The sequence below is a fragment of the Caulobacter endophyticus genome, assembly GCF_029543245.1.
GTDB lineage: Bacteria > Pseudomonadota > Alphaproteobacteria > Caulobacterales > Caulobacteraceae > Caulobacter > Caulobacter endophyticus_A.
This window is the reverse complement of the sequence record NZ_JARQWV010000004.1, coordinates 254,461-277,138: the sequence shown is the minus strand read 5'-3', so window position 1 is coordinate 277,138 and position 22,678 is coordinate 254,461. Positions and strand designations below refer to the sequence as shown.

The following is a 22,678-nucleotide window of genomic DNA, read 5'->3' as shown; positions in this document are numbered from 1 at the left end:
ATCGGCGGCGGCTCGTTCATCGTCGATATCGAGCGTGTCGACATCGTCACCGGCTCGGGAGCCGACACTCTGATCGGCGGGGCCCTGTCGGACACCCTAAACGGCTCTGGCGGCGACGACGTTCTGGCCGGCGCCGGCGGAAACGACCGGCTCATCGGCGGCGCCGGTTCTGATCGCTTCGTCTTCGCCGGGGGCTGGGGAAGCGACACGGTCGTTGATTTCGAGGCGGGCGTCGACCACTTCGATCTTCGAAGCGTCGGGGTCACCTTCGAACAGCTTCAGATCATAGCTCAGGGGACATCGACCATCGTCCATGTCCCCGACCATGGGGAGATCGTCGTCCTGAACGCCACGCCAAGTCTGCTGAAGGCCGAGGATTTCCTGTTTTAGGTTCAGGCCCGCAGGATCTCGAGGTAGCTGGCCGCCGCACGCTCGACGGAGAACACCTTCGCGCGCTCGGCGGCGATCGGGCCTGCGTCAGGGTTATCGAGAACCGCGCTCATCGCCTTGGCCAGGCCTGAGGCGTCTCCGACCTTGACCAGAGGCCCGTAGCGTCCTCCGTCGAGGATTTCCTGCGGCCCGCTCGGGCAATCGGTGGCGGCCACGGCCGCGCCGCAGCTCATCGCCTCGACCAAAACGTTCGGAAAGCCTTCCCATCGCGAGCTCAGAACGAGCATCGCGGCTCGCGACATGGCCGCGAAGGGATTGGTGCAAAACCCCGGGAGCGCGACATCGGCGGCGAATGCTGAGCCCGAGACTAGCCGTTCGAGGGCTTGGCGTTCGGGACCCTCGCCGAAAATGATCAAACGCGCTTGCCGCTTGGCGCGCAGCTCAAAGAACCCCGCCAGTAGCGTGGCGAAGTCTTTCTGCTCGTGCAGACGGCCTACAGCGATGATAACCGGAGCTCCGCCGTCCTCCAGCCATGGATGCGGGGCCGGGGCCTCGCCGCGAACGGCGAGCCCTGCATCATAGACCGGATTGTGCACGTAGTGGACGATTTCAGCCGGGAGCCGGGCAAAGGTGATGAGGTCCTTGGCCACGCCGTCGGAGACCGCAACGATGCCGTCCGTCCGCGCATACGCCCACGGAGCGACGGCGTAGGTGATCTTTTCTCGCAAGGATTTCGCCGCTGCGGCCTTGGCCGAAATCTGATTGCGCTCGGAGACGACGAGGCGGCCTCTGTAGCCAGCCAGGGCCGCGGCGATGATAGCGGCGACATTGACGTGAGTAAGAGCAGCCAGAAACGCCCTCGGCTGATAAGTCTTCAAGGCTTTGGCGATCGCGGGAATCGCACCGAAGACCGAACCGCCGCCCAGGTCGCTCATGGTGACGGCCGGGGGTATTTCGGACAGATAATCGCCTTGAGCGCTGACGAGCAGCAGATGAACACGGCGGCCTGCGGCGGCCATGCCGCCGGCCAACCTGAGCATGGCGCGCTCTGCGCCGCCGCCGCGCAGATCGTGCAGCAGGATGAGGACGTCTGGACGGGCTGGCTGGGCGGCGAGGCTCATTGCGGGTCCTTGACCAAGGCTGGGAAGCGGCCAAGAGCCCCCTACCCTGTTGCGAGACGACCGGCTAGTCTCGCCTTCGATTTGAAGGACGGCTTGTTAAAGCGCGCGCACCGCCAAAGCCAATCCGACCCACAGAGCGCCAGCGGCGCCGAAAATGGCGACCATGCGCATGCCGACTGGCCAGGGGCGCGGCAGAGCGGCCTGTTGCTCAGTCTCGAAGTTTCGAAGGAGCGCTTCTTGCAAAGTGCGGCTTTGTGACCGCACAGGCGCGTGGTCAGGTCCTGCTTCCTGCAGACGGCCGATGTTTGCATCTGGCGCGTTCGCCCCAGCGCTTGAAAGCTCGTTCTTCGCGCTCGCGGCACGCGCCATGGTCAGCCCTCCTCGACGGCTCGAAAGCGCGACGGCGCGACGATCGAACGGTCAATGCGTGAGCTATGCCGTCTACGGGCTTAATCGCCGGTTCTCAGCCATGGTAAAGCAACGCTGAACGGCCTAGGGCGTGCGACCGCCAAGCAAGGCGTTATGACGCGCCGCGTAGCGTAGCAGGGCTTGGGCTGTTCCAGGCGCGGCGCGCCAGTCGGGCTCTGACGGGCCAGGCGGCGGCCAGGGCAAATCGGGACCGTCGCGCCACCCGCCGGTGCGATCCAACACCGCGCGTCGAATACGTTCGGAAAATCCGTCGGCGAGGGTGGGACGGGCGCCGCAATGGGTGATGGTCGCCCGCACGGATGCAGGCAAGGCCTGATCCAGCATCACCCGTCCATTGTCGTAAATCTCGACGGTTCCGCTGGTCATCGGCTGGGGCGTGGCCACGGCGGCGCTGACACGATTGCCATGGAGCTTAGGGCCGTCGACGAGCCAGTTTCCGGAGAAGACAGCGTCTCGAGGCCCCTGTCCCTTATCGACGTAGACGTGGGCGGCGTTCTCAAAGGGTGAGTAGATGATGTTGCCGACCACACAGGCCTGACTGGCCACGTGCACCGCCGGATTGCGAAAAAAGTTGAAGGCGAAGAGGTTGGAGACGATACGCACGCCGAGATTGCGCCGGCCAATGAGCATGCCCATCGAGTGGGCGCCCTTGGGGTGAGTCCAATCAGGGTGAGACGTCCCCCCGGCGATCCTCAGCGCCTCAGCGAATATACAATCTTGCACAAGAGCGTCCTCCACCGCGCCGTGGGCGAAGCTGAAGACCTCGTCGCAGCTCCACCCCACGGTGAGGTTGATGGCGCGAAACCCGCGCACCGGTGTTTTGTCGCGACGTGGAAGAACCCTTATCCCATCACGATCCTGAGCGCGCGGCCCTGGTCCTGGCAGCACCGTCAAATGGCGAAGGGTGACGTTGCTGGCCTGAACGCGCAGGCCAAAACGCGAAAAAATGACAGGCTCTGGCGCGGTTTCTCCCATAACGACGATGTCGTCATGGTCAATGACGGTTTCACGGTCGAGCTCGTAGTAACCGCCACGATCAAACACCACGGCGCGCGGTCCCTGGGCGCCGCAGGCAGCCTGCCACTCCGCAACAGTCTTAACGCGAAGAATTTTCATACAGCCCGTCGTCCGTTCGTACCTGAGAGTCTGATCCTGGGCAATTTGGCCAATTTGATGATCGACGATCGCGTCGGGACCATGGTGCAAGCGCCGCCGCACAATGTTTATTGCAGTCACGAAATGCGCTTGGCGCCACCCCGGGGTTTGCGCAACATGGCGGCCTCAACCTTTGCAGGCAGGTCATGGCGTCGCGGATCATTAACTGGGTGCAGGTCGGGCGTCTGATTGGTTGGGAAGAGGCACAGCTAATGGCGTCCAAGGCCGGCGGCTCGTTGCTCAAGGAAGACAGCAGCCCAAGCTCGCGCTTCCTGGCGCGCCTGGCGGAGGCGGGCCCCAGCGACAGCGCCCATGAAACCCCCAGCTGGACGGGGGCGCACAAGAATGGGGTTGGCTGGGTCTGGATGGACGGCTCGCCTGTCTCGGCGGAGAAGCTTCGCGATGAGAGCAATAGCGACGCCGACCCTGGCAATGACAGCGCTTATGTCGCCGCGGTGGGACCCTTCCTTGCCGACCCCTATGAAGACGTCTCAGCCTTCCTGATGGAATATTCCGGCTCGCGCGTTGAAGGGACCAGCTTCAGCGACTGGTTCTCGCTCGGGGGCGCGGCTCCCGGCGTGACCATCCTGATGGGCGACGGAGATGACTTCTACTCCGACTACAATGAAGGACTGGCGAGCGCGCCTTCGGGCGGCGGCCTCATCGACGCTGGGGCAGGCGATGATTACGTGCTTTCGTCGAGCCTGGTCTTTACAACCGCCTTCGACGGCGATGGTCGCGATGACATCACCCTCGCCAACGGCGTAATCAAGGCCGCCATCGACGGCGACGAGGACTGGCTCACCACCTTCCAGGGCCGGGTCAGCTATGAGCATGCGAGCGAAGGACTGACCACCAGCGCCGGTCCGTTCGGCGCAGTCACGGTCTCCAGCCGAGCGAGCGGACGCGATATCGTCAGTACGCGGGAACTGATCGGCGGATCGGGCGACGACGTCCTTTCTGGTGTCGAGCGGCTTTCCGGCGGCGGCGGGAACGACAAACTGACGCCGCTCGCCTACGCGGCGGGCGGACGCGGCGATGATGTCCTTGTGGCGGAAGCCGGGCGCAAGGTCGTCCTCCTGGGCGACGCGGGGGTCGACACCTTCATTATTCGAGGTCAGGCTGAGGTGACCGGAGGCGCAGGCGGCGACCTGTTCGTGTTCGGCGCCGGGGGCTTTGCGAGGATCAACGACCTTACAGCGGGTGACAAGCTGGACATGTCGGCGCTGTTCAACACGACGGTCGGTGATCCGCTCGCAGAGGGCTTTTTGCGCGTGACCTGCGCTAACGGCTATACGCAAATCGCGATCGATAGCGATGGCGGCGGAGATGAGTTCGTGGCGATCGCCTCGATAAAGGGCGCGTTCTCCGACCTGTCGGGCTTCTGGCTGCTCTGAGTCGGCGAAGATTCGCGCCACAAGGCGGTCGCCTGCGTCCAACCGTGGCGGCTTCCTGCAAGCACCTGAAGGCAAGCGTTGCGCCTCTCGCGGCCGCGCAAGCGGGCGCCACGCGCAAGAATTGATTGCCCGGCGAGCAAAGAACGACACGGTAAATCAATAATCCTTCGGATTCGCCGTGCTGTCACAGCGTTGTGCCAACATGGCGTCTGTGTATAAAGGGCCGCGATCCTCGAAGTGCCCGACGGCCGGCTCTGCCAACGCAGTAAATCGGTCGCGCCCAAAAATCGGAAGACGGTTAATGACAGTTGCGCCTCATCGACGCTTTCTGGACTACCTCGAGGAACATCACCATTCGGCCCTGGAACTGCTTGTTAAGGGCCGCCCAGCGCCTGATCTGGCGTTGCAGGACGCGTGCGACGTCGTCTACACGCTAGAGCTTATTGGACAAACCGGCCTTATCGGCCCCGATGGGGCTCAGGCCTTCTGGGACCACGCTCGTCGTTGGCGGCTCGCTGGTGGTTTGAACGCCGCCGCACCGGATGCTCCCTCGGCCAATGTCCATCTTACGGCTTACGCGCTCGGCGCACTGCGGCTGCTCTTGAGCCACGACCTTCCGGTCGCCCGGCCGCTCTTTGCGGTCGACGGGTGGAAGATTTCGGACCTGCTCGATGCTGACGCTCGGCCCAAGTGGCCTAAGAAGTGGAGCCACCACAGCTGGCGCGTCAGCCACTGGATCGGCGGTTCGGCGTCGATCGTGCTCTCACTGTGGGTCTTGGATCCGGCCGGCGCCGAACGGCGCGGCGTGCCTGCGGTTGATTCGGTGCTCAAGGCAGCCGACAGCCTCATCGATCCACGCACGGGGCTGCTCAAATGCTACAAGAGCGATCTCGTGCAGAAAGGCTTCCGAGCCCTTTATCGGCTCAGGCATGATCCCGATGCGGGCGATGTCGGCGGCATCGTCCACCTGCATTGGGTCAACTACGCCACTGGCCGACTGCCCTATAAGGCCGCCGCCCCGCTGTTTGAGCGATCCGTGGCCGTTTCGCACAATCAGCCCTTCATTGAGTCGGCGCCCTATTGTCTGGATTTCGACATCGTTCAGATCATTCGGACCTCGGCTGCCGGGCCAGACCTGCCCGATCAGCAAAAGGCGCGCGCCGCGGCGTTCATCGATGACATCGCGCGCTTCTTCGAAACGCGCCTGAATGGCGGATATGCGCTGCACAAACTTCCCGGCGCTCTGGCGACCCAGCACGAGGCGGCCCTCATCCTGGGCCAAGCCGAGCTTGCTCCTTTGGGTATCGCGCCCATCGACATCATCAAGCGCGCTGGATGGATCTGACCCATGCACAAGGCCCTTCCGCTGCGCCCGCTTAAGATCGTATCGATCGCCTCGTTCATGAACGTCGCCGGCGCCCAGGAGGCGTTGGTTCGCCTTTCGCGGCAGCTGCGCGCCCGCGGCCATCAAGTCGAGGTCCGCTTCCTCTATCAGGAAGCCTTGGCTTTCGAGGGCGATCCTCACGTTAAGGCGTTGATCCGGAGCCCCCGCCTTGGAGCCAAAGGCTATCTGAAGGCTTTCGCCATGCTGCTGGGCGAGCTACGACGCGAGAAGCCCGATGCGGTCATATGCTTCATGCCCCTGGGCACCGTGATGGGAGCGATGGCGGCCTTTCTCGCCGGAGTGCCCATAAGGATCGCCTCCCAACGAGCGCCTGGGCCCACCTTTGGCAAGCTCATGCGCGCGCTTGACCGGGTCTGGGGCACGATCGGCCTTTATGATCAGATCGTTTGCGTCTCGGGCGCGGTGAAAGACTCGTTCGACAGCTACCCCGCCGCTTATCGCCGGAAACTTTCCGTGGTTCACAATGGCATCGAATGGTCGCCCTCCCGGCTCGATCGTTCGGCGGTGAGAACACAGTTCGGCCTGCCCCAGGATGAGATCCTCATCCTTGCCCTGGGCCGGATGAAGCGCCAGAAAAACTACAGTTTCCTGCTTGAACGTATAGCCGAGACCCCGGGCGCCTTCCTGGTCGTCGCGGGCGACGGCGAGGAGCGTCCGATGCTCGAGGACAAGGTCGAGGCGCTAAACCTCACCGAGCGGGTTCGTTTTCTGGGGAATGTCGATCGCGCCGGAGCAGCCGCCCTGCTCGCCGGTTGCGACGTTTTCATCCAGCCGAGCCTATACGAAGGGCAGAGCAACGCCGTCCTGGAAGCCATGCACGCGGGTCTGCCGATCATTGTCAGCGACATCCCCGAGCAGCGCGAGACGGTATGCGACATCGATGGGACCGAGGCGGCGGTTCTGTGCAAGCTCGACGAGCCAGCCTCCTGGGCGCCGGCCATCAAGGATGTCATCTCCAGTGGGCAACGTCGCGCGGATTTGGGCGCTATGGCCAAGGCTGTTGTGGAACGGCGCTTCAGCCTGAAAGCGATGATTGACGGCTTCGAGAAAGTTCTGGCTGAGGAGGTCCGAGCATGACGAATGTTCATGGACGCACGAAGGTGGTGATTGGCGGAATTCCGGTCGAACGCCTCAGCGCCGGCGAGTGGTGCGAGCAGTTGCTCAGCGACTGGCGCGCAATCGGCAGTGGGCAAGGTCGCCCAAAGGTCGTGACAACCGCCAATGGGCAGGTCGTTTCCCTTTTCGCCACCGATCCAGTCTATCGCAAAGCCGTGTTGGCGGCCGATCACGTCGCCGCCGACGGCATGTCAGTGGTCAAGGCCTCGCGTTGGAGAGGCCGCGAAGCCATTCCCGAGCGCGTCTCCACCACGGATTGGTTCCACGATGCAGCTCGCGCGGCGTCCGAGCACGGCCTGAAATTCTACATGATCGGCGCTACCGAGGAAGCCAACCAACGCGCCGTCGCCCGGGTCCGGGAGATGTATCCAAAGCTTCAGGTCGTCGGCCGGCGCAATGGCTACTTCAAGGACGAGGAAATACCGGCCATCGCCGAGCAGGTTGCGGCTTCAGGAGCCGACGTACTCTGGCTGGCGGTCGGCAATCCGCGCCAGGTCGTTGTCGCTCACCGCTTCAAGACCTTGTTGCCTCGAGTAACCTGGGTGCGGACCTGCGGGGGACTGTTTGACTTCCTCGCCGGCGAACGCGCCCGCGCGCCGCTCTTCCTCCAAAAGGCCGGTCTCGAGTGGGCTTGGCGCGCGGCCCTCGAGCCGCGGCGTCTGCTGTGGCGCTACCTGACCACCAATGTCCATTCAACCTATCTGATGGCTTTCCGTTCAGGCCGCGCCACCTAACTCCCTTTCCCGCCCCCTCGCGAGCAAAACGACATATGCCAGGCACCATCATCGTCACCGGCGCAGCCGGTTTCGTCGGCTTTCACCTGACCCAAGCCCTGCTGAGACGCGGCGAGCGCGTCGTCGGGTTCGACAATCTCAATCCCTATTACGACCCTGCCCTCAAGCATGGCCGGTTGGCTGAACTGGCCAATATGGCGGAGGCGGATCGGTTCACCTTCGTCGAGGGCGATTTGGCCGATCGCGAAGCCGTCAAAGCGCTGATCACGGCTGCAGACGTCGACCGCGTCGTGCACCTGGGGGCGCAGGCGGGCGTGCGTTACTCGATCGACGCGCCCTTCGCCTATCTCGACTCCAACCTATCTGGCCATCTTGGGGTGCTCGAGGCCGTGCGCGCCACGGAGGGGCGGATCAAGCACCTGGTCTACGCCTCCTCAAGCTCGGTCTACGGCAATCGCGCCGAGGGCGCGTTCAGCGAAACCGACGCCGTGGACAGTCCTATATCGCTCTATGCGGCGACCAAGCGCTGCGACGAACTCATGTCGCAGACCTACTCCCACCTTTATGGAATCAAGCAAAGCGGGCTTAGGTTCTTCACGGTCTACGGGCCCTGGGGGCGACCGGACATGGCCTATTGGCTATTCACCAAGGCGATCTTCGCCGGCGAGCCGATCAAGGTGTTCAATCAGGGGGCGATGCGCCGCGACTTCACCTATATCGACGACATCGTCGCAGGCGTGATCGCCACGCTCGACAACCCACCGCCCGAACCTGCCAACCGCATCTACAACATCGGCAATCACAATCCCGAGCAACTCGGTGACATGATCGCGATCCTCGAGCGAGAGATCGGCATCGAGGCTAAAAAGATCATGTTGCCCATGCAGCCGGGGGATGTGGTCTCCACCTACGCCAATATCGGCAAGATGCAGTCCGACTTCGGATGGAGCCCGACGACGAGCCTGGCCGATGGATTGTCCCGGTTCGTGGCGTGGTATCGCCAGCGCTTCATTCAGGCCTGAGCAAAGCTGAGCTGTGCATCGCCGCCGCCTCTTGGCGGCGGCGTTTTTGCGCCTGCCTAGCTGATGCGGCCGCGGCCCGCATGCGTCGACAAAGTCGAGCGGCTGGGGCCGCTCGTGACGTCCCTGGCGACGTCCTCCACCCCCTCCCCGCGCTTCCCCTACGCGCTATGTCGGGAAGAAAACACTTCGCTTTCGCAAAAGTGGAGCAGGCCGCGTGTGCAAGTGGGGCAAATGCGAAAAAATGTTTCGCGAGCCCAAGGTTGGAGAACGACGTTCTCTGCATTTGTGTCATAATGCCCCTCAACTGGCACACACGCTGCAAGCCTGACACTCGGCGCGCCAAGGCGAGCCGAAATAACGCAGGTGGCCGGTTGACGGGGGAAGAATGCGCAGGCGCGAACGGGGCGAACGTTGGATTCAGGTTGAAGCTCTGTGCCTTTGCGCGGAGCTGGAACGGCGCCACGGCGCGGTTGTCCCTTTCCATCTGGATCAAGCGAGCGGGGATGAGCGGCTCATCGCGGAGGCTCGGCGAATTCTGGCGCGTCAGCGCGGGCCGTTGCGCCGGCCAGGTGTGAGCGTCGGCCCAGTCGCCACGGATCAAACGGGCAACATGCACACTTATTGATCAATCTCCGGAACGAAACGACGATTTCGGACTTCAACATCCGCCGGGGGCACAACCGGCAAACCAATCGGGGGAAACGTCAATTGCTCACCCGGACCAGTCACCGTCGTCCGCCTGCAGCGGCCGATATGGCCACAGCCGCGCGACCCTATCAGAGAGCTTTTGACATCGCGATCGCCGCGGCTCTGCTCTTGTTCTGGACCCCGATGCTGTTGCTGCTTTTGGCCTATGCGAGGATCGCATACCGCCGGTCTGGGCTCATCAAGGTCCAAGTCCTTGGGAGGGGCCAGCGCGGTTTCTCCCGGGTGATGCTCATGCCGGATCTGGCGGAGTTGGCGATATGCCGTGACACCGGCCTGTGCTTGGCGCCAGGCGCATTCAATGTGCTGGCCGGCGAGATGTCGATGGTCGGACCTGTCGCGGTCGATGCGGAACGGGAAGCTGTTTTACGCAGTGTCGCGCCCGAGTTCGCTAGGCGATACCAGGTTCGGCCTGGATTGATCGGCCCCTACGATGGGACGATCAATCTTTTGACCGTGCGAACGGCGGCCAAATCCGAAGCCGACTATATTCAGAACTGGAGCTTGCTAGGCGACTTGAGGTTGATGGCAAGTCGGCTCGTTGCGTTCGGACAAATCGCTTCACAAGAATAGGCGGGCGACAACGATGACGCCAGCCCAGAGGGCGATGTTGAGCGCGATCGCCGCAAGGCGAAACATCCCCGGGCTGATGGTTAACCGCTCGCGGCGATGGAATATGTAAGCCATCACAAACCTCTTTTTCTCCCAACCGTCAAAAACGTACTCCACACACGTCTGAGATACGTTTGGGAGCGGCCAGGGTTGCAACATTCTCCCTTTAAGCAAAGCAAAATCTAACGCGCGCGCCAAAACGTCGCGTTATTTTTGACTCAAGTGGCAAAACGTGCGGCTGTGCCGGCCGCACGCGGGCCTATCCGCGGCGAAATGCTCGCTAGTCGGATATCACCGCCCGTTCCAGGCTGCCGACGGCGTCCTGAAGTTGGTTGAGACGGGCGCGGAACGCCGTATCGGCGCTGAGCTGGCGCGGCGCTGACTTGAGTCGATGCAGCGCTCGCGCAGTCGACGCGGCGGCCAAAGGGTCGAAGGCCGACAGGAGCTTGTCGACCACGGGCCGCTCGGCGCGCACCTTCGGTTTGGAGACGCTGCGATGAGCCTGGCCCCCGTAGCGCGCCCGGAAGTCAGCCAACAACGCCTCGTTGCTTGGAACGCCCGATGGCGGATTGGCCTTGGCGCGGGCGCGCATCTGGACCAGCGCCTGCTTTGCGCGCGCCGGCGCAACAAAATGGGGGGCATAGACAAGATCCAATGAGCGGGTCCAGTCGTGCCACTTGAGGTCGAGTATTTTTTGCGAAGTCACGACCGGCACCCACGGCACGCGGAGCGTATCGGACAGGATCGCGCCGTGCATGGCCTCTGTAATCACCACATCGGCGCGCTGAATGGCGCTGATCACGCGCTCGACGCTCCAACGCGGATCAATATAGTCGAGATCGGCGAGTTGACAGACCTTGGCCCAGTCCCCGGTCAACGCCGAACTGATGTGGGGAATGTATGCGGCGCGGGCGCCGCGCTCGATCGGCTGGCACTCGGGGAGCGTTGCCAGGAGAGCCGCGCCGTCCGTGGCGGCTCGGTCGGGTTGACTGACCAGAGCTGCGGTCAGCGGACCGCGAACGGCCAGGATCTTCGCAGATTCAATGATTTCAGGCGCGGCCAGGCGGCCGTAACCCGCACCCGAGCCGAGAATGAAGACGCGGGCGTCGCCGAGCGATTCTCTGCTGAGACGGTCGGCGTTGAGGATGGTGCCGATGCCCACCAGAACAGTGTCGGGCGCGTCCCAAACGCGGGGGTCCAAAACCCTACGCCACAGGCTCTCATTGAGATCGTCGCCGAAATTACCGTGTTCCGCATGGAAGTGTAGAACCTGCATCAGGGGTGCTGGGCCTTTCCGGTGTGATGATCTTCGGATTCCGCTCAATGGTTGAGCGACGTTGCCGCGGCCGACGTGCAATCCGACGCCGGCGTGGAGTTCACGCTGTGCTTTGTCATCTGCCGTCGCTATCTGGTTGATTGAGGACAGAGCGCCTCATGGCATGGATTGATGACCGGCGTCGACCTCGTCGGTGTTAATAAGGATCATGACTTATGGCGGAACTGAAGGTTGCGGTCGTCATACCCTTCTTCAACGGCGCAGCGTTCATTTCTGAGGCGCTGGCCATGCTTGCGGCTCAGACGCGCCGTCCAGACCAGATTATCATCGTTGACGACGGCTCGTCTGCTGACGACGCAAAGGTGCTTGCCGAGTGCGCCGCCGCGTATGGCGCGACTGTTCTGGCTCAAGCAAACCAGGGCCCTGGAGTGGCGCGAAACTTGGGCGTGGCGGCGGCGGATGCTCAGCTCATCGCCTTCCTCGATGTCGACGATGTCTGGGACGACGACAAGCTGGAGAAGCAGGTCGCATGCTTCCTAGCCGACCAGGGTCTGGACCTGGTGCTGTGCGAGAGCCGCACGGCCCGTCCGGACGGGGGCATCGACCACGTCAGCACCTTGGCCAAGCTCGAGCGCGATCGCTTCGTCGACCTGATCCTCAAGGGGCGCATCCACTCGTTCACCTCGTCCATGCTGTTCAAGCGTAGCTTTTTCCAGCGACTGGGCGGCTTCGAGCCGGAACTGCGGTTCCGAGAGGATCATCTGCTTCTTATGCGAAGCCTACTTGAAGGCCGGGTCCATATCCTTGCCGCGCCGCTGTCGACACGTCGCCTTCACCCCAATAGCATGTCGGGCGCAGGCGCAAATCCTGACCTCACCCTCCGCCTTCAGCGGGCCGAACTTTTCTGGACCTACGCCGGCCGTTTTGTGCCGCGCCTCCCTAAGCGCAGCCTGCTGGCGTTCGAAATGCAGCGCCTGGCCAAGAACTACATTGTCGCGGGCAGGCCGACGGCGGCGATCGCCGCTGCTGTCCATGCGTTTCTGCTTGAACCCACCCGTCCCAAGCGCTTGGCCTATGCGGGGGCGGCCGTCTGGAGCTGCGTTCAACCGGGTCGGTTTGATCACTGGCATTCTGGCCTGGCCTCGATGCGCAAGCTGCGCACCAGGCGCTAAGACGCCGCCGCCTTAATCTTGATAATAGCGGTTTTCGAAATCTACATAGCCGGCCTGCGACGTCCAACTAAACCGATGCGGACGACGGCGGGCGCGTCGTCGCTGGTGCCGGGCGCCCTGAGGAAACATCAGAAAGGCGCCGCAGGCGCTCATCAGACCAAAAAGAAGCAGCGCCAAACTCCGCTGCCCCTCCCCGCGCATGGCGTAGCCCAGGGAACCGACAAGCGAACCGACAGAGGCTATGCAAAGCAAAGTAATGATGGCGGCGATCAAGCGCTTCACGAGTCTGGGCCTCATTGGCGGTCAGGCGACATGTTTATATCGCAGTCATCTTCGACCCGCCTGGCAAAACGAAGGCGACCCAGCCGAGTTGCGGACATAATAGCGCATAAGCCAGCCCGCAGCTGCAATGCCTAACCTTGCGGCGCCGTGACGCCTATCCATGCCGAGCGGTGAAGCAAGGGTCTTTATTGGCCGGTCGCAGCGTGGCTTCTGTCCGACCTCACGCTGTGGCTTTCAGCCCCTGCCTTCCTTCGCCGGTGCCTCGAAGAGCATTGTTGTGTGACGGGGCCGCAGACCTTATCAAGGTTCGCCCGGAAACGGCCATCCCCCGGCCAGGCGACGGGCGTCGCTCCCTCGTAGATCTCGACTTGCGAGGGGGCGACCTTCCTCGTCCTGCCTTGAGTGATGGTTCAGCGGCGGGTCATGGCGCTGAACCAGCCCAATCCTCGGCTAAGGGCTTGGCTTGCGCTGGCAATCCGCTGAGGTCCCAGACCAGGCGCTCCCCAGGCTGCAGCCGAACCGTCGCGCCGATCCGCGGGGTGGTCAGTTCGACGCGCGCCGTGCGAGCAGTGACATCGACCCCTCCGTCTGGGGTGAGGCCGAGATCCACAAGGCCGTTGGCGGCGTCGATCCGCGCGTCTCCCGCCTCGATCACGGCCGGTCGACGCACCTCGAACCGGGCCCTGCCCTGTTCGAGCCTGAGGACTTCGCCCTCGTAAGTCTGGTTGACGCTGACACGACTGGCGCGGTCGAGAATGAGGCGACGGCCATCGGCCAACTGGTCAGTGCGAACCTCGTCATGCCCCGTTTCGTAGACGCTCTTCCCAGGGGAGGGCGGTTGAGATCTGGAGCAGCCGCCGCCCGCCAGCGAAACGCCGATGACCACAAGGCCGGCTGCCGACATCCAAAAGCGAACCGGCAAAGGCCCTTGCGCGGTGCTCGGCCCTGATAACGATTTCATATCGACTCCCTGGCTGCAGCGCCGAGTGAAAGGGACTGCTGACCGCTCGCAGGTTCTCGCCGGCGCCAGGTTCTTGCGCAAGAAGGCCCAAACAAGCATCGCCAGGCTCGCATCTATGCTGGCGCGCATGCAAGGCAGGATGCTTGCCTGGGCGCCTTTGCTTCGTTCCGTCCTACGCCTCGATCCGGCCGGCGGACCAGCCTTAGGGCGTTACGGACCCGAACCCTCCGTGCGGCGAGCGCGTCGAACCGTCTTCAGCAAGCTGGCCACAAACCGCCGCGCTCGCCGCTTCGACGCGCCGGTCGACCAAGAGCGGGTAGAGCGCCGTCAACAGATCCCGGCGGATATCGCCAGCGCTGGTTTCAGCCAGATCGACGAGCAGACGTTCATGAAGATCTTCCAGCTGTTCCAGCGGCAAGCGCTCAAGATCATGCCGCGTATTAACCTGGCATCCCGGCATAAGCAGCCGCGCCAACTGCGTGAGCGTTTCGATCGGCGTGCGCTCCCCGTGCACGCCCGGTTGAACCGCTACGCGCCCACCAAACAGGCCACGCCAAGGCCAGCGCCTCATCATCCGCCGACAGCCTCCCCTCACCCTTCGGAGAACAACGATCTTTGGGCGACTAGGGATCCGTTCGGTTTGTCTTTCAGCCGGCGACGGCGACGTCATCGGCCGCAATGCCTCCATAGCGCCGGTCACGGCTACGATATTCCGCGACGGCGGCGGCCAGGTGCTCGGGCCCGTAGTCGGGCCACAGCACGTCCTGGAACACCAGTTCCGCGTAGGCGCATTCCCACAGCAGGAAGTTTGAGATCCGGTGCTCGCCGCTGGTGCGCACGATCAGATCCGGCGCCGGCGCCGCGGAAGTCGACAGGAACGAGCCGAACATCGCCTCGTCCAGGTCGGCCGCCCTCGCCTCGCCCCGCTCGACGCGCTCGGCGAACCGGCGCGCGGCGTCGGCGATATCGGCCTGGCCGCCGTAGTTGAACGCCACCTGCAGCAGGAAGCTGTCGTTGTGGGCGGTGCGGCGCTCGGCCCGCTCGATCACTTCCAGCACGTCGGGCGACAGGCCCGTGCGGCGGCCGATGATCCGCACACGGACGCCTTCACGGCTGAGCCGCTCGAGGTCCGATTCGACATAGGCCTTGAGCAGGCCCATCAGTTCGGAGACTTCCTGGGCCGGACGGCGCCAGTTCTCGGTCGAGAAGCCGAACACGGTCAGCACGCCTACGCCGGCCGAGGGCGCGCCCTCGACCGTGCGCTTCAGCGCATTGACGCCGGCCCGGTGACCCAGCGCGCGCGGCATGCCGCGGCGCTTGGCCCACCGGCCGTTGCCGTCCATGATGATGGCCGCATGCAGGCCCGCGCCGGCCTCGCCCCCGGGGCGCGCGGTCTTGGTCTGCAAGCCGTTCTGCGGCGACATTGTGGTCCTCCTGGCCAGCATGTAAGGCCCTGCTGGCGGCTGACCGTCTTGAATGGGCGCTGGCCGGGTGAAATTCAAGCGGACAAACAAAGCCTTAGTGTCATTGCCGCACCCAACCCTGAATCCTGCATGTTCCTGGGCAAACGGCGTAAGCGAATGTCGCAAGTGTTTGGTCGGGCGGTCTCTGCCCCCAAGGCGCAAGGCAGGCGCTGGTCGCGGCGTTGCAGACTGTGGCCGCAGAGATTTGTGAGGGGTTGATCGCAGCCCTAAAGGCGTACGCCGTTCAAGACGACGGCTTGGCGCCGCGCGCATCAAACCAGATGGCCCCGGCGCGGGGTAGATCGCCGGGGCCTGGATTGGGGACTTCCATTGCTCGTTGAGCGAGACCTTAACGGGCCAGGCCACCCCAGGTTCCAAAGCACATCGCCGCAGGCTTTTGAGCTCCGGCTTAAAGCGCCGGGTTTGCTAAACGTCGCGATGCAACCTGCCGTGGACATGCTCGGGGGCGGGGCATACAACACCAAGCGTGTATCTCCTGGCGTGCAGGCTGTCTGCGGCAGGACCGGGCGCAACCTTCAGCCGTTCGCGCCCCCATCCAGCGTTTCCTTAGTATCCCCAACGGTTTGCGACGCGCGACATGGAGGACAAGGTGGCAACGACGCTTTATCAAATTTACTTTCCAGGTGGCGTTTGGACGAACCTGCCTCTCTCCTATGCCGGCTTCGCCGAAGAGCTCGGACTAAAGGGGCTTACGATCGCAGTCATCGATAGCGCCGCCGAAGAGGCGCTGTTGTTCAATCGGATCAACGCCTATTTCGGCTGGCAGTCGATGTGGATCGGCGATCCCGGCGTTTACAGCAATTGGCTCCCAGGCTTCCCGGACGCGGATCTGGGAGACCATCCCCTGATCGACTACGCCGTGGAGGATGGATATCCCGCTGGCTACGGCTGGCGAGACGACGCGTCGAGCGCCAGTTCCGCGCTCGTCGAGCACGCCGTGAGCGACCAGTACGTCGGCGATGACGGCAATGACTGGGTGTTTTCGTTGGCGCCCGGATTGGATCTCGACGGCCGCGGCGGTGGAGACGTGCTGGTGGGCACCCCGGGTATTGAGACAATCAACGGCGGTGCTGGCGACGACGCCATCTACGGTGTCGATGGAGCTGACATTCTTCGTGATGGGGACGGCGCCGACTACGTGCAAGGCGGCCTGCAAGCCACGGTTCAGGCTGCTGCCGATGGCGACAATGATCGCTATTGGGTCGGCAGGGTGGACTACTCCAAGACGACCGCAGGGATCACGATCGACGGTTTCATCGCCTCCAGCAGCCAGATCGGTACTGACGATCTTGGGCAATCGGATACAGTTTTCACAACCGGCGCCGACGATAACATTCGTTGGCACGGGCGGGCGGTGGCGGCCGGCCAAGGAAATGACCACGTCGAAGGCGGCTTCGATGGCGCCCTAGCGGCGCACCTGCAAGGCGGCGTCGGAGACGACACGCTCATACTGCACAAGCTGGGCGGCAAAGCGATCGGCCAGTTCGGCGAGGATGTGTTGTGGGCCCTGGCCGAGGGCGACAGCTATGCGCACGAATTAACGGGAAACAATTTCTCCGACGAGTTTCATTTCGATGGGTTCTTGAACACAGCGCGCGCTCGCCAAATCGTTTGGGACATGGATGTCTCCGGTGACGACGAGGACCTTCTCTTCTTCCACAACATGATCGAGGGGCCTGCGCCGGCTTCCGTCGCCGATGCGATCGGCGCCGGCAATCTTCGGATAAGGGAGATCGGCGGCTACACCTACCTGGATTTCGATCAGGACGGCGGCGGCGACCTCTTCGACGCGACGATCACGCTCAAGGGCGTCTTTGGCGCGGCGCTCTACGACAATATCGTGTTCATTTGAACGCAGATCACCGTTGAGGCTGACACCCGGCCCTTGAGGACCGGCTGCAGCGCTTCATGCCGGACTGCGTTCGCCCCCCCCTAAGGCGCGGCTGGCAGGCTGAGCGTGCTGTCGCCGTCGAGCTCAAGCCTGGCGGTGCGGGCCGGATGGGGCCGGTCGGCGACCACGCCCGCAAAACCCCGGCTCAAACTCAAAGGATGCGATGACGCGCCAAGCGATCGCAACAGCCCATCTACGGCTTTTTTGCTGCGGAACGCTTGGCGGCCTTGCCGGGCTGGCCAAGCCCCAGAGCCTTGGCCAGCCCGCTGCGCATCTCGCTATAGGACGCCGCGGTCGTGGGATAGTCTCCCGGAAGTCCAAACCGCATCCTGTACTGATCAACGGTCAGTCCGTGCGTCGTCAGATGACGCTTCAGGGTCTTGTAGGCTTTTCCGTCGATGAAACTGATCAGGGCGTCCGGCGTGATCGATTTACGGATCTGAGCGGCCGTTGGCTTTGGCTCGACCGGCTCGGCGACGCTACTGTGCGGTCGCGCAGCGTCCGACAGAGCCCCATGCACGCTCCGTATCAATAGCGGGATTTCGCCGATGGATATCGTATTGGCGCCGACATAGGCGGCAACGATCTCGGCCGTCAAAAACACGGTATCGAAATCATCAGCTTTCATTTGGAGGTCCGAAAGAAGTTTCAAAGTATTGTTATTCATAGAACGCTGAAACTCAAGCGCCAACTGGCTTTCGGCTTTAAGTTCCAAGCAGGGCGGGCGTCACGCTAGACGAATGTAGGCGAGATCACATGCCCAGGGCTGAGAAGCCGAGCTGAACGTTGCCCGTGCCGCTCACCGATCCAAAACCGTTGGTGCGAACGGCAAGGCCGTCCGTCACGCCCTCGCCCACGAACAGATTATCGCTGACCACCACTTCGATATTGGCCGGCAGGTTGCTGTCAAGCAGAAGGCCATCGCGTTGCAGAGCGCCCGCTCCACGCTGAATGCGATTGCCGCGATAGAGCGCCATCGCCGGGCCGGGATAGGCAGGATTGCGGATAATCCTCATGGCGGCGGCGCAGTTCTCGACATTGTTGCCTTCGATGACGACGCTTGAGCCTTCCTCATTGCGGACTCCCGGGCCTAGGCAGTCGTGGATCCAGTTATAGCGAAGCGTATGGGCCCCTCCGCCGTGGAGGCTCACGCCATCGCCCGGACCGCGCGTAATCGACAAACTCGTGCCCGTCCCGGTGATTTCGTTGAACGAACAGTCGTGCGCCGCGCCGCCGGGCGAATGCCCGTCGTCGCAGCTAAAGCCCAGATAGCAGTCCCGTAAAACGGTTCGCTGGCCTTGAGGCGACCACATCTGCCCCAGGAAGTGGCGCACGTCGTGGTCGTGTAGTTCGAAGTAGCTGGCGCCGATGCCATAGAGTTGCTGATCGCTGAGGTCGGCAGGAATGACAAGGATTTCGTCATTGGCGTTGCGTCCCGGTTCAAGGCGCAGTTGCAGAAGGTTGGCGACAAGCTGGAAAGAGCGGTCCTGGTCCAAGGCGCGGGCAAAAAGCTGTACGGGCGGCGCGCGCAGACCCTCACGATACCACCAGATCATCCCCAGCGGGTTGGCGCGCGTCAGGGCGGCGGTCTGGACGGGATAGGCGCCGTCATACGCCAGGGCGCTAGGCCCCGCCCCCCACCACCTTGGCCTGCCGTGCCCGTAGGTCATGGCGCGCAGCGGCTTGCCCAGGGTCATTCCCCCGCTGATCGCGGTAATGGTCCCCAGCATAAGATCCCCTCCCCTGGAGCGGATCCTGTCCCAGGCCCTAAAGCTCTGGCTGGAGAGAAAGCCCTGGGCTGCGGGCTTGGGCGAGGCGGCGGTGAAGCCGGTATTGCCTGGCAGGCCGTCGGCGGCGCAGAACCATTCGCTGGTCCGCCGGCCCATCCCCCAAGCTTCCAGTTCGGCGATCTCTTGGCTGCTCAACACCCGATCGTAGATCAGCAATGCAGACAGGACGTAGTTGCCGTAGTTGGCGTTCTTGTGCTTGCCCACCATCGTGAAGGCTGCGGTCGACAGGCCCGCTCCGCCTCCGCCGGATGCGACCACCCCGTCGACTCGCGCGCCAAAGGCGCCGCTGGCCGCGTCGTGAGTGACGATCAGCAGGGAAAGGCGGTTGATGGTCAGGTTGGCGTTGGCGACAGGGTTGGCGATGGCGGTCGCGCCCATGTTCAGGGACACCGAACTGGCCGAAGTCTGCCACAGGAACCGGTTTCCCGAGCCGAGCAAGGTCTTGTTGGCGGCGGTGTCTCGCGGTTGATAGATCGCCACGATCGTGCCGCCAGCCATCGATAGAGGCGGATCGATACTCATAAACTGGGCTTTGGCGCTATCGAACAGGATGCCTGGCAGCCCGCCAGGCCCGTAGCCGGATAGTAGGCTCGGCCGCGCCTCCAGCGTCGTCTGGCTCAGGCTGTAAGGGGTTTGCCAGGCGCCTAACCAGGCATGCACCTGGCCGCTTGCGTTGACGTCGACGCCCACGTCCGAAAGCCATGCGGCTTTGAGACCGGGGATCGTCGACGGCGCGCGCGCCGGCGCGACGGCGATTTCCGGTCGCAGCACGAGATCGCTGTAGGGTTCGCCGGCCTTCATCGCTCGAAGCACCGGACCCGGCCAGGATTGCGTTCCCCCGGGACCATAGCTTCCGGGTGTCAGCAAGGTCTCGCCCACCACCAGGTTGGAGCCCGACAGCGCAAATCGTCCATCGCTGTCGTAGATCAGTTCGACGACATAGCCGCAGGGCGCCTGAACTGAGCCGATCACCATTCCGGGCGGCGCATCGTCGGGTATCGTCAGAACCGCGGCCATGAAACCGGCCGGCGGCGGCGAGGGATGTCCAGCTGGACCTATTCCGTAAGCCGTTGCGAAGGACAATGCAGGCACGAGACGGCCTCCTGTGCGACACACGTTGTCCAGCGCGGCTGTGCAGGTTGCGCCAAGAGTGGCACGTGTGCTTGTCAACGGGCCGAGCCTGACCGATCAGCTCAGAATATAAAAGCCTGCGCCCCCCTTTGCGGAAATTGCATGTCCGCATGCTCTGCGTGCAGGCGCCCGAGGCGGATTGTTCGATGCGCGAGCCACGCCGGCGCGCATCACCTCAACGGCGGCGGCCGGCCAAATGCCGCGAGACCAACGCCAGGCGCCGCCCGCCTTAACCTCTGCGCCCTTTCGCGCTCCCCCGTATTTCCATCCGTTGCAGGCAGAACCGCCGCGTCAGCGGATGGGGCCAAGTCCTCATGGCGAGGCAGGAGCCGGGAGCGTCGCGGCAAACCTGTATGCGGAGAATTAGGCGGCATTATCTCCGCACTGGGTGCGGAGAATGAGCTTGCCGCGCCGAGGAACCTGCGCCCCCAACGAGGCGCGGGCTATGGCGCGATATACATACGGCCGGCACGGCGGGCCCAGCCCTTCCATGGGACAGGTCCGCTCTGGCCGATCAGCTCGCTCACGGCCGCCGTCATCCACGCCGCCAGCTAGGCCCAACAGGTGCGTCAGGCTTGGAAGCCGCGCTCAGAACCCTGACGCAAGACGTCCTGAAATCAGGCGGGATCGAATGCGAAATCCTCCACGAGGAGCAGGTCCTAGCGTCGCCCGCTGCCTGGGCGCACTGGTGCGCTCAAACCTGCCGATCGCCACGTCGATGGCGTCATTGAGATGATGCTCCACGCCCCGACATGATCGCGTCACGCACCGCTCGGTCTGGCGCTGCTGGTCATGGCGGCCTATGCTTGCGCCAATGCCGCCGCGCGCTCGACCAAACCCCCGCCTTCTTACGCCTATCGGGTGGGTGGGCGTCATTGCAGCAGCGCTGTTCTCGATCGGCTTCCTGGTGACCCTGCTGCTGCTGAGCTAACGCCTTGGAACCGGCCGCAAAGAGCGCCAAGCCTGGCCGGACGCGAAAAGGCCGAGGCTGGCCATAGGATCAAACGGCTCCACGGTTGTCGCCTGCCCACGGCGAAGCCAGCACGTTTGCGAAATCCTCCAACGAACCGCTTCGCGCCGCTCGGGTTGCGACGGCGGGTAGGCTGTCAATCGCCCGGTCCGACGGACCCTGTCGTCCGATTGCTCATCTTGGCGCCCAGGCCCTGCGGTGGGTTGCCGTCCGCGCCTTAGCCGGCTGTCGACTGTCACAAATCCGACATTGGACCTTTCGGTCTGCTTACGCCGATGATAGTAGGGGCTCCATCATGAGTTGAGCCACGTCCGCTGTAGGTCGAGGTTCGCGTACAACGCCGCTTGAGAACGGCTTTGTTTGGGGGCGCCGTCTCTTAACGGACAGGCCGGCTAGCCTAGCCGGAGTAACCGAGTGTCAGGTCGTTACCGTCTTACGCCGCGTCAGCGTGAATGTTTGTCAGAGGCCCAAAAGGGAAGGACTGCCGCTCAGATCGCCCACAAGCTGGGAATCTCCGAGCACACGGTGAACAGCTACTTCTCGGAGGCCTATAGACGGCTTGGAGCGCGAAATCGCGCCCACGCCGTGGCTCTAGCGGTTAGCCTCGGCGAGATCTGACTGGGGGCAGGTGAGGTTTGCCTGCCGGCGCCGATGCTTTTCTGATTCATCAACCCGCGAATGACCCGGGCGCAGTCAGCCAAAGCCCTGGCGATGCTATCGGATGCGTGGTTGGCGCGCCTTTCGAAGGTGCGAACGCGACAAGAGCTCGACGGATCGCGCCGTCCTTGTTTGCGCGGTCACCGCCAATCGGGCCCTGGACAAAGATGGCTTGCCATCCGTCCTGGTGACCGCGCCCCCGCCCTTGGAGCTGCATATCCTATCCACCTCTCCAAGATCGACGCCGGTAGACCACGCCGGGGATTGTTACGCTGAAGTCCCGTGGGTTTTCACTGGCGAAATCTGCTGAATTGCGACGCAAACTCAGGCTGTGCACGGTCTTGGCGTCAACCGCGAGGACCCGGCCATGCGAACGCCCACCTTCCCATCGCGCCCCTCCCCTCGCCTGCTGCGCCTGCTGGTTCTGTCGACGGTCCTGGTGCTGGCCGCCGGTCCGGCCCTGGCCTCGGGCGGCGGGGGCGCGGCCATGCCCTGGGACGATAAGCTCAGCGCCGTGGCCGACTCCATCACCGGCCCCGTGGCCAAGGCGATCGGGGTGATCGCCATCGCCTTGACGGGTCTGGGGGTGGCCTTCTCCGAAGGCGGCTCGTGGGTGCGACGGGGCCTGAGCGTCATCTTCGGGCTGTCGATCGCCTTCACCGCCTCCTCGTTCGCCCTGTCCTTCTTCAACTTCACCGGCGGGGCGGGCTTTTAGTGATGGAGCGGGTCGAAGGGTTCGAGATCGACTTCCATGGCTCGCTGGCCGAGCCGATCACCCTGGGCGGGGTGCCGCGGGGCCTGGCCGTGCTCATCGGCACCTTGACGGCGATCCTGGCGCTGGGCCTGCAGGCCCCGCTGATCGGCGTCCCGCTGGGTCTGGGGCTCTGGGCCGGCGCCTATGTCCTGGCGCGCAAGGACCCCTACGTCTTCGACATTCTTCGCCGGCACATACGCCAGCCGGCCTGGCTCGACGGCTGA

The 22,678-nt window shown here is 63.6% G+C and carries 21 protein-coding genes; 12 read left to right on the top strand and 9 right to left on the bottom strand.

Annotated features, from left to right (window positions below; genetic code table 11):
• Positions 1-390 (top strand): M10 family metallopeptidase C-terminal domain-containing protein (locus tag P7A99_RS05930; protein ID WP_431307646.1); only part of this gene is annotated, 390 nt, incomplete at its 5' end.
• 2 nt (positions 391-392) lie between these two features.
• Here the strand turns inward: P7A99_RS05930 and P7A99_RS05925 are convergent.
• Together P7A99_RS05925 and P7A99_RS05920 are read right to left on the bottom strand one after the other, a co-directional pair.
• Positions 393-1,511: a glycosyltransferase gene (locus P7A99_RS05925; protein WP_277793002.1), complete on the bottom strand. Its 1,119-nt coding sequence runs from the start codon at positions 1,509-1,511 to the stop codon at positions 393-395.
• A gap of 492 nt (positions 1,512-2,003) precedes the next feature.
• The gene (locus P7A99_RS05920) at positions 2,004-3,056 is read right to left on the bottom strand and encodes a hypothetical protein (RefSeq protein WP_277793001.1); all 1,053 of its coding nucleotides are present in this window, start codon (positions 3,054-3,056) and stop codon (positions 2,004-2,006) included.
• A 185-nt stretch (positions 3,057-3,241) separates the two neighbouring features.
• Here P7A99_RS05920 and P7A99_RS05915 point away from each other — a divergent pair, with 185 nt between their 5' ends.
• The 6 genes from P7A99_RS05915 (at position 3,242) to P7A99_RS05890 (ending at position 10,047) form a co-directional block, all read left to right on the top strand.
• Positions 3,242-4,492: a lectin-like protein gene (locus tag P7A99_RS05915; protein ID WP_277793000.1), complete on the top strand. Its 1,251-nt coding sequence runs from the start codon at positions 3,242-3,244 to the stop codon at positions 4,490-4,492.
• Between the two features lie 301 nt (positions 4,493-4,793).
• On the top strand, positions 4,794-5,837 hold the full coding sequence (locus P7A99_RS05910; protein WP_277792999.1) for a hypothetical protein: 1,044 nt from the start codon (positions 4,794-4,796) through the stop codon (positions 5,835-5,837).
• A gap of 3 nt (positions 5,838-5,840) precedes the next feature.
• The gene (locus P7A99_RS05905) at positions 5,841-6,974 is read left to right on the top strand and encodes a glycosyltransferase family 4 protein (protein WP_277792998.1); all 1,134 of its coding nucleotides are present in this window, start codon (positions 5,841-5,843) and stop codon (positions 6,972-6,974) included.
• On the top strand, positions 6,971-7,747 hold the full coding sequence (locus P7A99_RS05900; RefSeq protein ID WP_277792997.1) for a WecB/TagA/CpsF family glycosyltransferase: 777 nt from the start codon (positions 6,971-6,973) through the stop codon (positions 7,745-7,747). Before P7A99_RS05905 ends, P7A99_RS05900 begins: the two co-directional genes overlap by 4 nt.
• Positions 7,748-7,782: 35 nt before the next feature.
• Positions 7,783-8,769: an NAD-dependent epimerase/dehydratase family protein gene (locus tag P7A99_RS05895; RefSeq protein WP_277792996.1), complete on the top strand. Its 987-nt coding sequence runs from the start codon at positions 7,783-7,785 to the stop codon at positions 8,767-8,769.
• Between the two features lie 708 nt (positions 8,770-9,477).
• Complete coding sequence (locus P7A99_RS05890; protein WP_277792995.1) at positions 9,478-10,047, top strand: sugar transferase; 570 nt, start codon at positions 9,478-9,480, stop codon at positions 10,045-10,047.
• 319 nt (positions 10,048-10,366) lie between these two features.
• Here P7A99_RS05890 and P7A99_RS05885 read toward each other — a convergent pair whose 3' ends face one another.
• Positions 10,367-11,362, bottom strand: a complete 996-nt coding sequence (locus P7A99_RS05885) for a polysaccharide pyruvyl transferase family protein (protein ID WP_277792994.1) — start codon at positions 11,360-11,362, stop codon at positions 10,367-10,369.
• 215 nt (positions 11,363-11,577) lie between these two features.
• Between P7A99_RS05885 and P7A99_RS05880 the strand changes: the two genes are divergently transcribed.
• The gene (locus tag P7A99_RS05880) at positions 11,578-12,534 is read left to right on the top strand and encodes a glycosyltransferase family 2 protein (RefSeq protein ID WP_277792993.1); all 957 of its coding nucleotides are present in this window, start codon (positions 11,578-11,580) and stop codon (positions 12,532-12,534) included.
• 12 nt (positions 12,535-12,546) lie between these two features.
• Here P7A99_RS05880 and P7A99_RS05875 read toward each other — a convergent pair whose 3' ends face one another.
• From P7A99_RS05875 to uppS, 4 genes are all read right to left on the bottom strand, one after another.
• Positions 12,547-12,816, bottom strand: a complete 270-nt coding sequence (locus P7A99_RS05875) for a hypothetical protein (protein WP_277792992.1) — start codon at positions 12,814-12,816, stop codon at positions 12,547-12,549.
• 421 nt (positions 12,817-13,237) lie between these two features.
• Positions 13,238-13,720 (bottom strand): FecR domain-containing protein, encoded by a 483-nt coding sequence (locus P7A99_RS05870; protein WP_277792991.1) that lies wholly within the window; start codon positions 13,718-13,720, stop codon positions 13,238-13,240.
• Between the two features lie 259 nt (positions 13,721-13,979).
• Positions 13,980-14,351, bottom strand: coding sequence for a hypothetical protein (locus P7A99_RS05865; RefSeq protein ID WP_277792990.1), 372 nt, complete (start codon positions 14,349-14,351; stop codon positions 13,980-13,982).
• Between the two features lie 73 nt (positions 14,352-14,424).
• Entirely contained in the window at positions 14,425-15,201 is a 777-nt protein-coding gene (uppS, locus tag P7A99_RS05860) for a polyprenyl diphosphate synthase (protein ID WP_431307645.1), read from the bottom strand.
• A gap of 637 nt (positions 15,202-15,838) precedes the next feature.
• On the opposite strand from uppS, the gene P7A99_RS05855 reads away from it, so the two are divergent.
• The gene (locus P7A99_RS05855; protein ID WP_277792989.1) at positions 15,839-17,113 is read left to right on the top strand and encodes a hypothetical protein; all 1,275 of its coding nucleotides are present in this window, start codon (positions 15,839-15,841) and stop codon (positions 17,111-17,113) included.
• A gap of 232 nt (positions 17,114-17,345) precedes the next feature.
• Here the strand turns inward: P7A99_RS05855 and P7A99_RS05850 are convergent, their stop codons facing one another.
• Together P7A99_RS05850 and P7A99_RS05845 are read right to left on the bottom strand one after the other, a co-directional pair.
• The gene (locus P7A99_RS05850) at positions 17,346-17,867 is read right to left on the bottom strand and encodes a MucR family transcriptional regulator (protein WP_277792988.1); all 522 of its coding nucleotides are present in this window, start codon (positions 17,865-17,867) and stop codon (positions 17,346-17,348) included.
• A 37-nt stretch (positions 17,868-17,904) separates the two neighbouring features.
• A complete protein-coding gene (locus P7A99_RS05845) occupies positions 17,905-19,959 on the bottom strand; it encodes a right-handed parallel beta-helix repeat-containing protein (RefSeq protein WP_277792987.1) in 2,055 nt (684 codons plus the stop codon).
• A gap of 1,498 nt (positions 19,960-21,457) precedes the next feature.
• Between P7A99_RS05845 and P7A99_RS05840 the strand changes: the two genes are divergently transcribed.
• From P7A99_RS05840 to P7A99_RS05830, 3 genes are all read left to right on the top strand, one after another.
• A complete protein-coding gene (locus P7A99_RS05840; protein WP_277792986.1) occupies positions 21,458-21,661 on the top strand; it encodes a response regulator transcription factor in 204 nt (67 codons plus the stop codon).
• Between the two features lie 406 nt (positions 21,662-22,067).
• Positions 22,068-22,415, top strand: a complete 348-nt coding sequence (locus P7A99_RS05835) for a TrbC/VirB2 family protein (protein ID WP_277792985.1) — start codon at positions 22,068-22,070, stop codon at positions 22,413-22,415.
• Between the two features lie 2 nt (positions 22,416-22,417).
• Entirely contained in the window at positions 22,418-22,678 is a 261-nt protein-coding gene (locus P7A99_RS05830; protein ID WP_277792984.1) for a VirB3 family type IV secretion system protein, read from the top strand.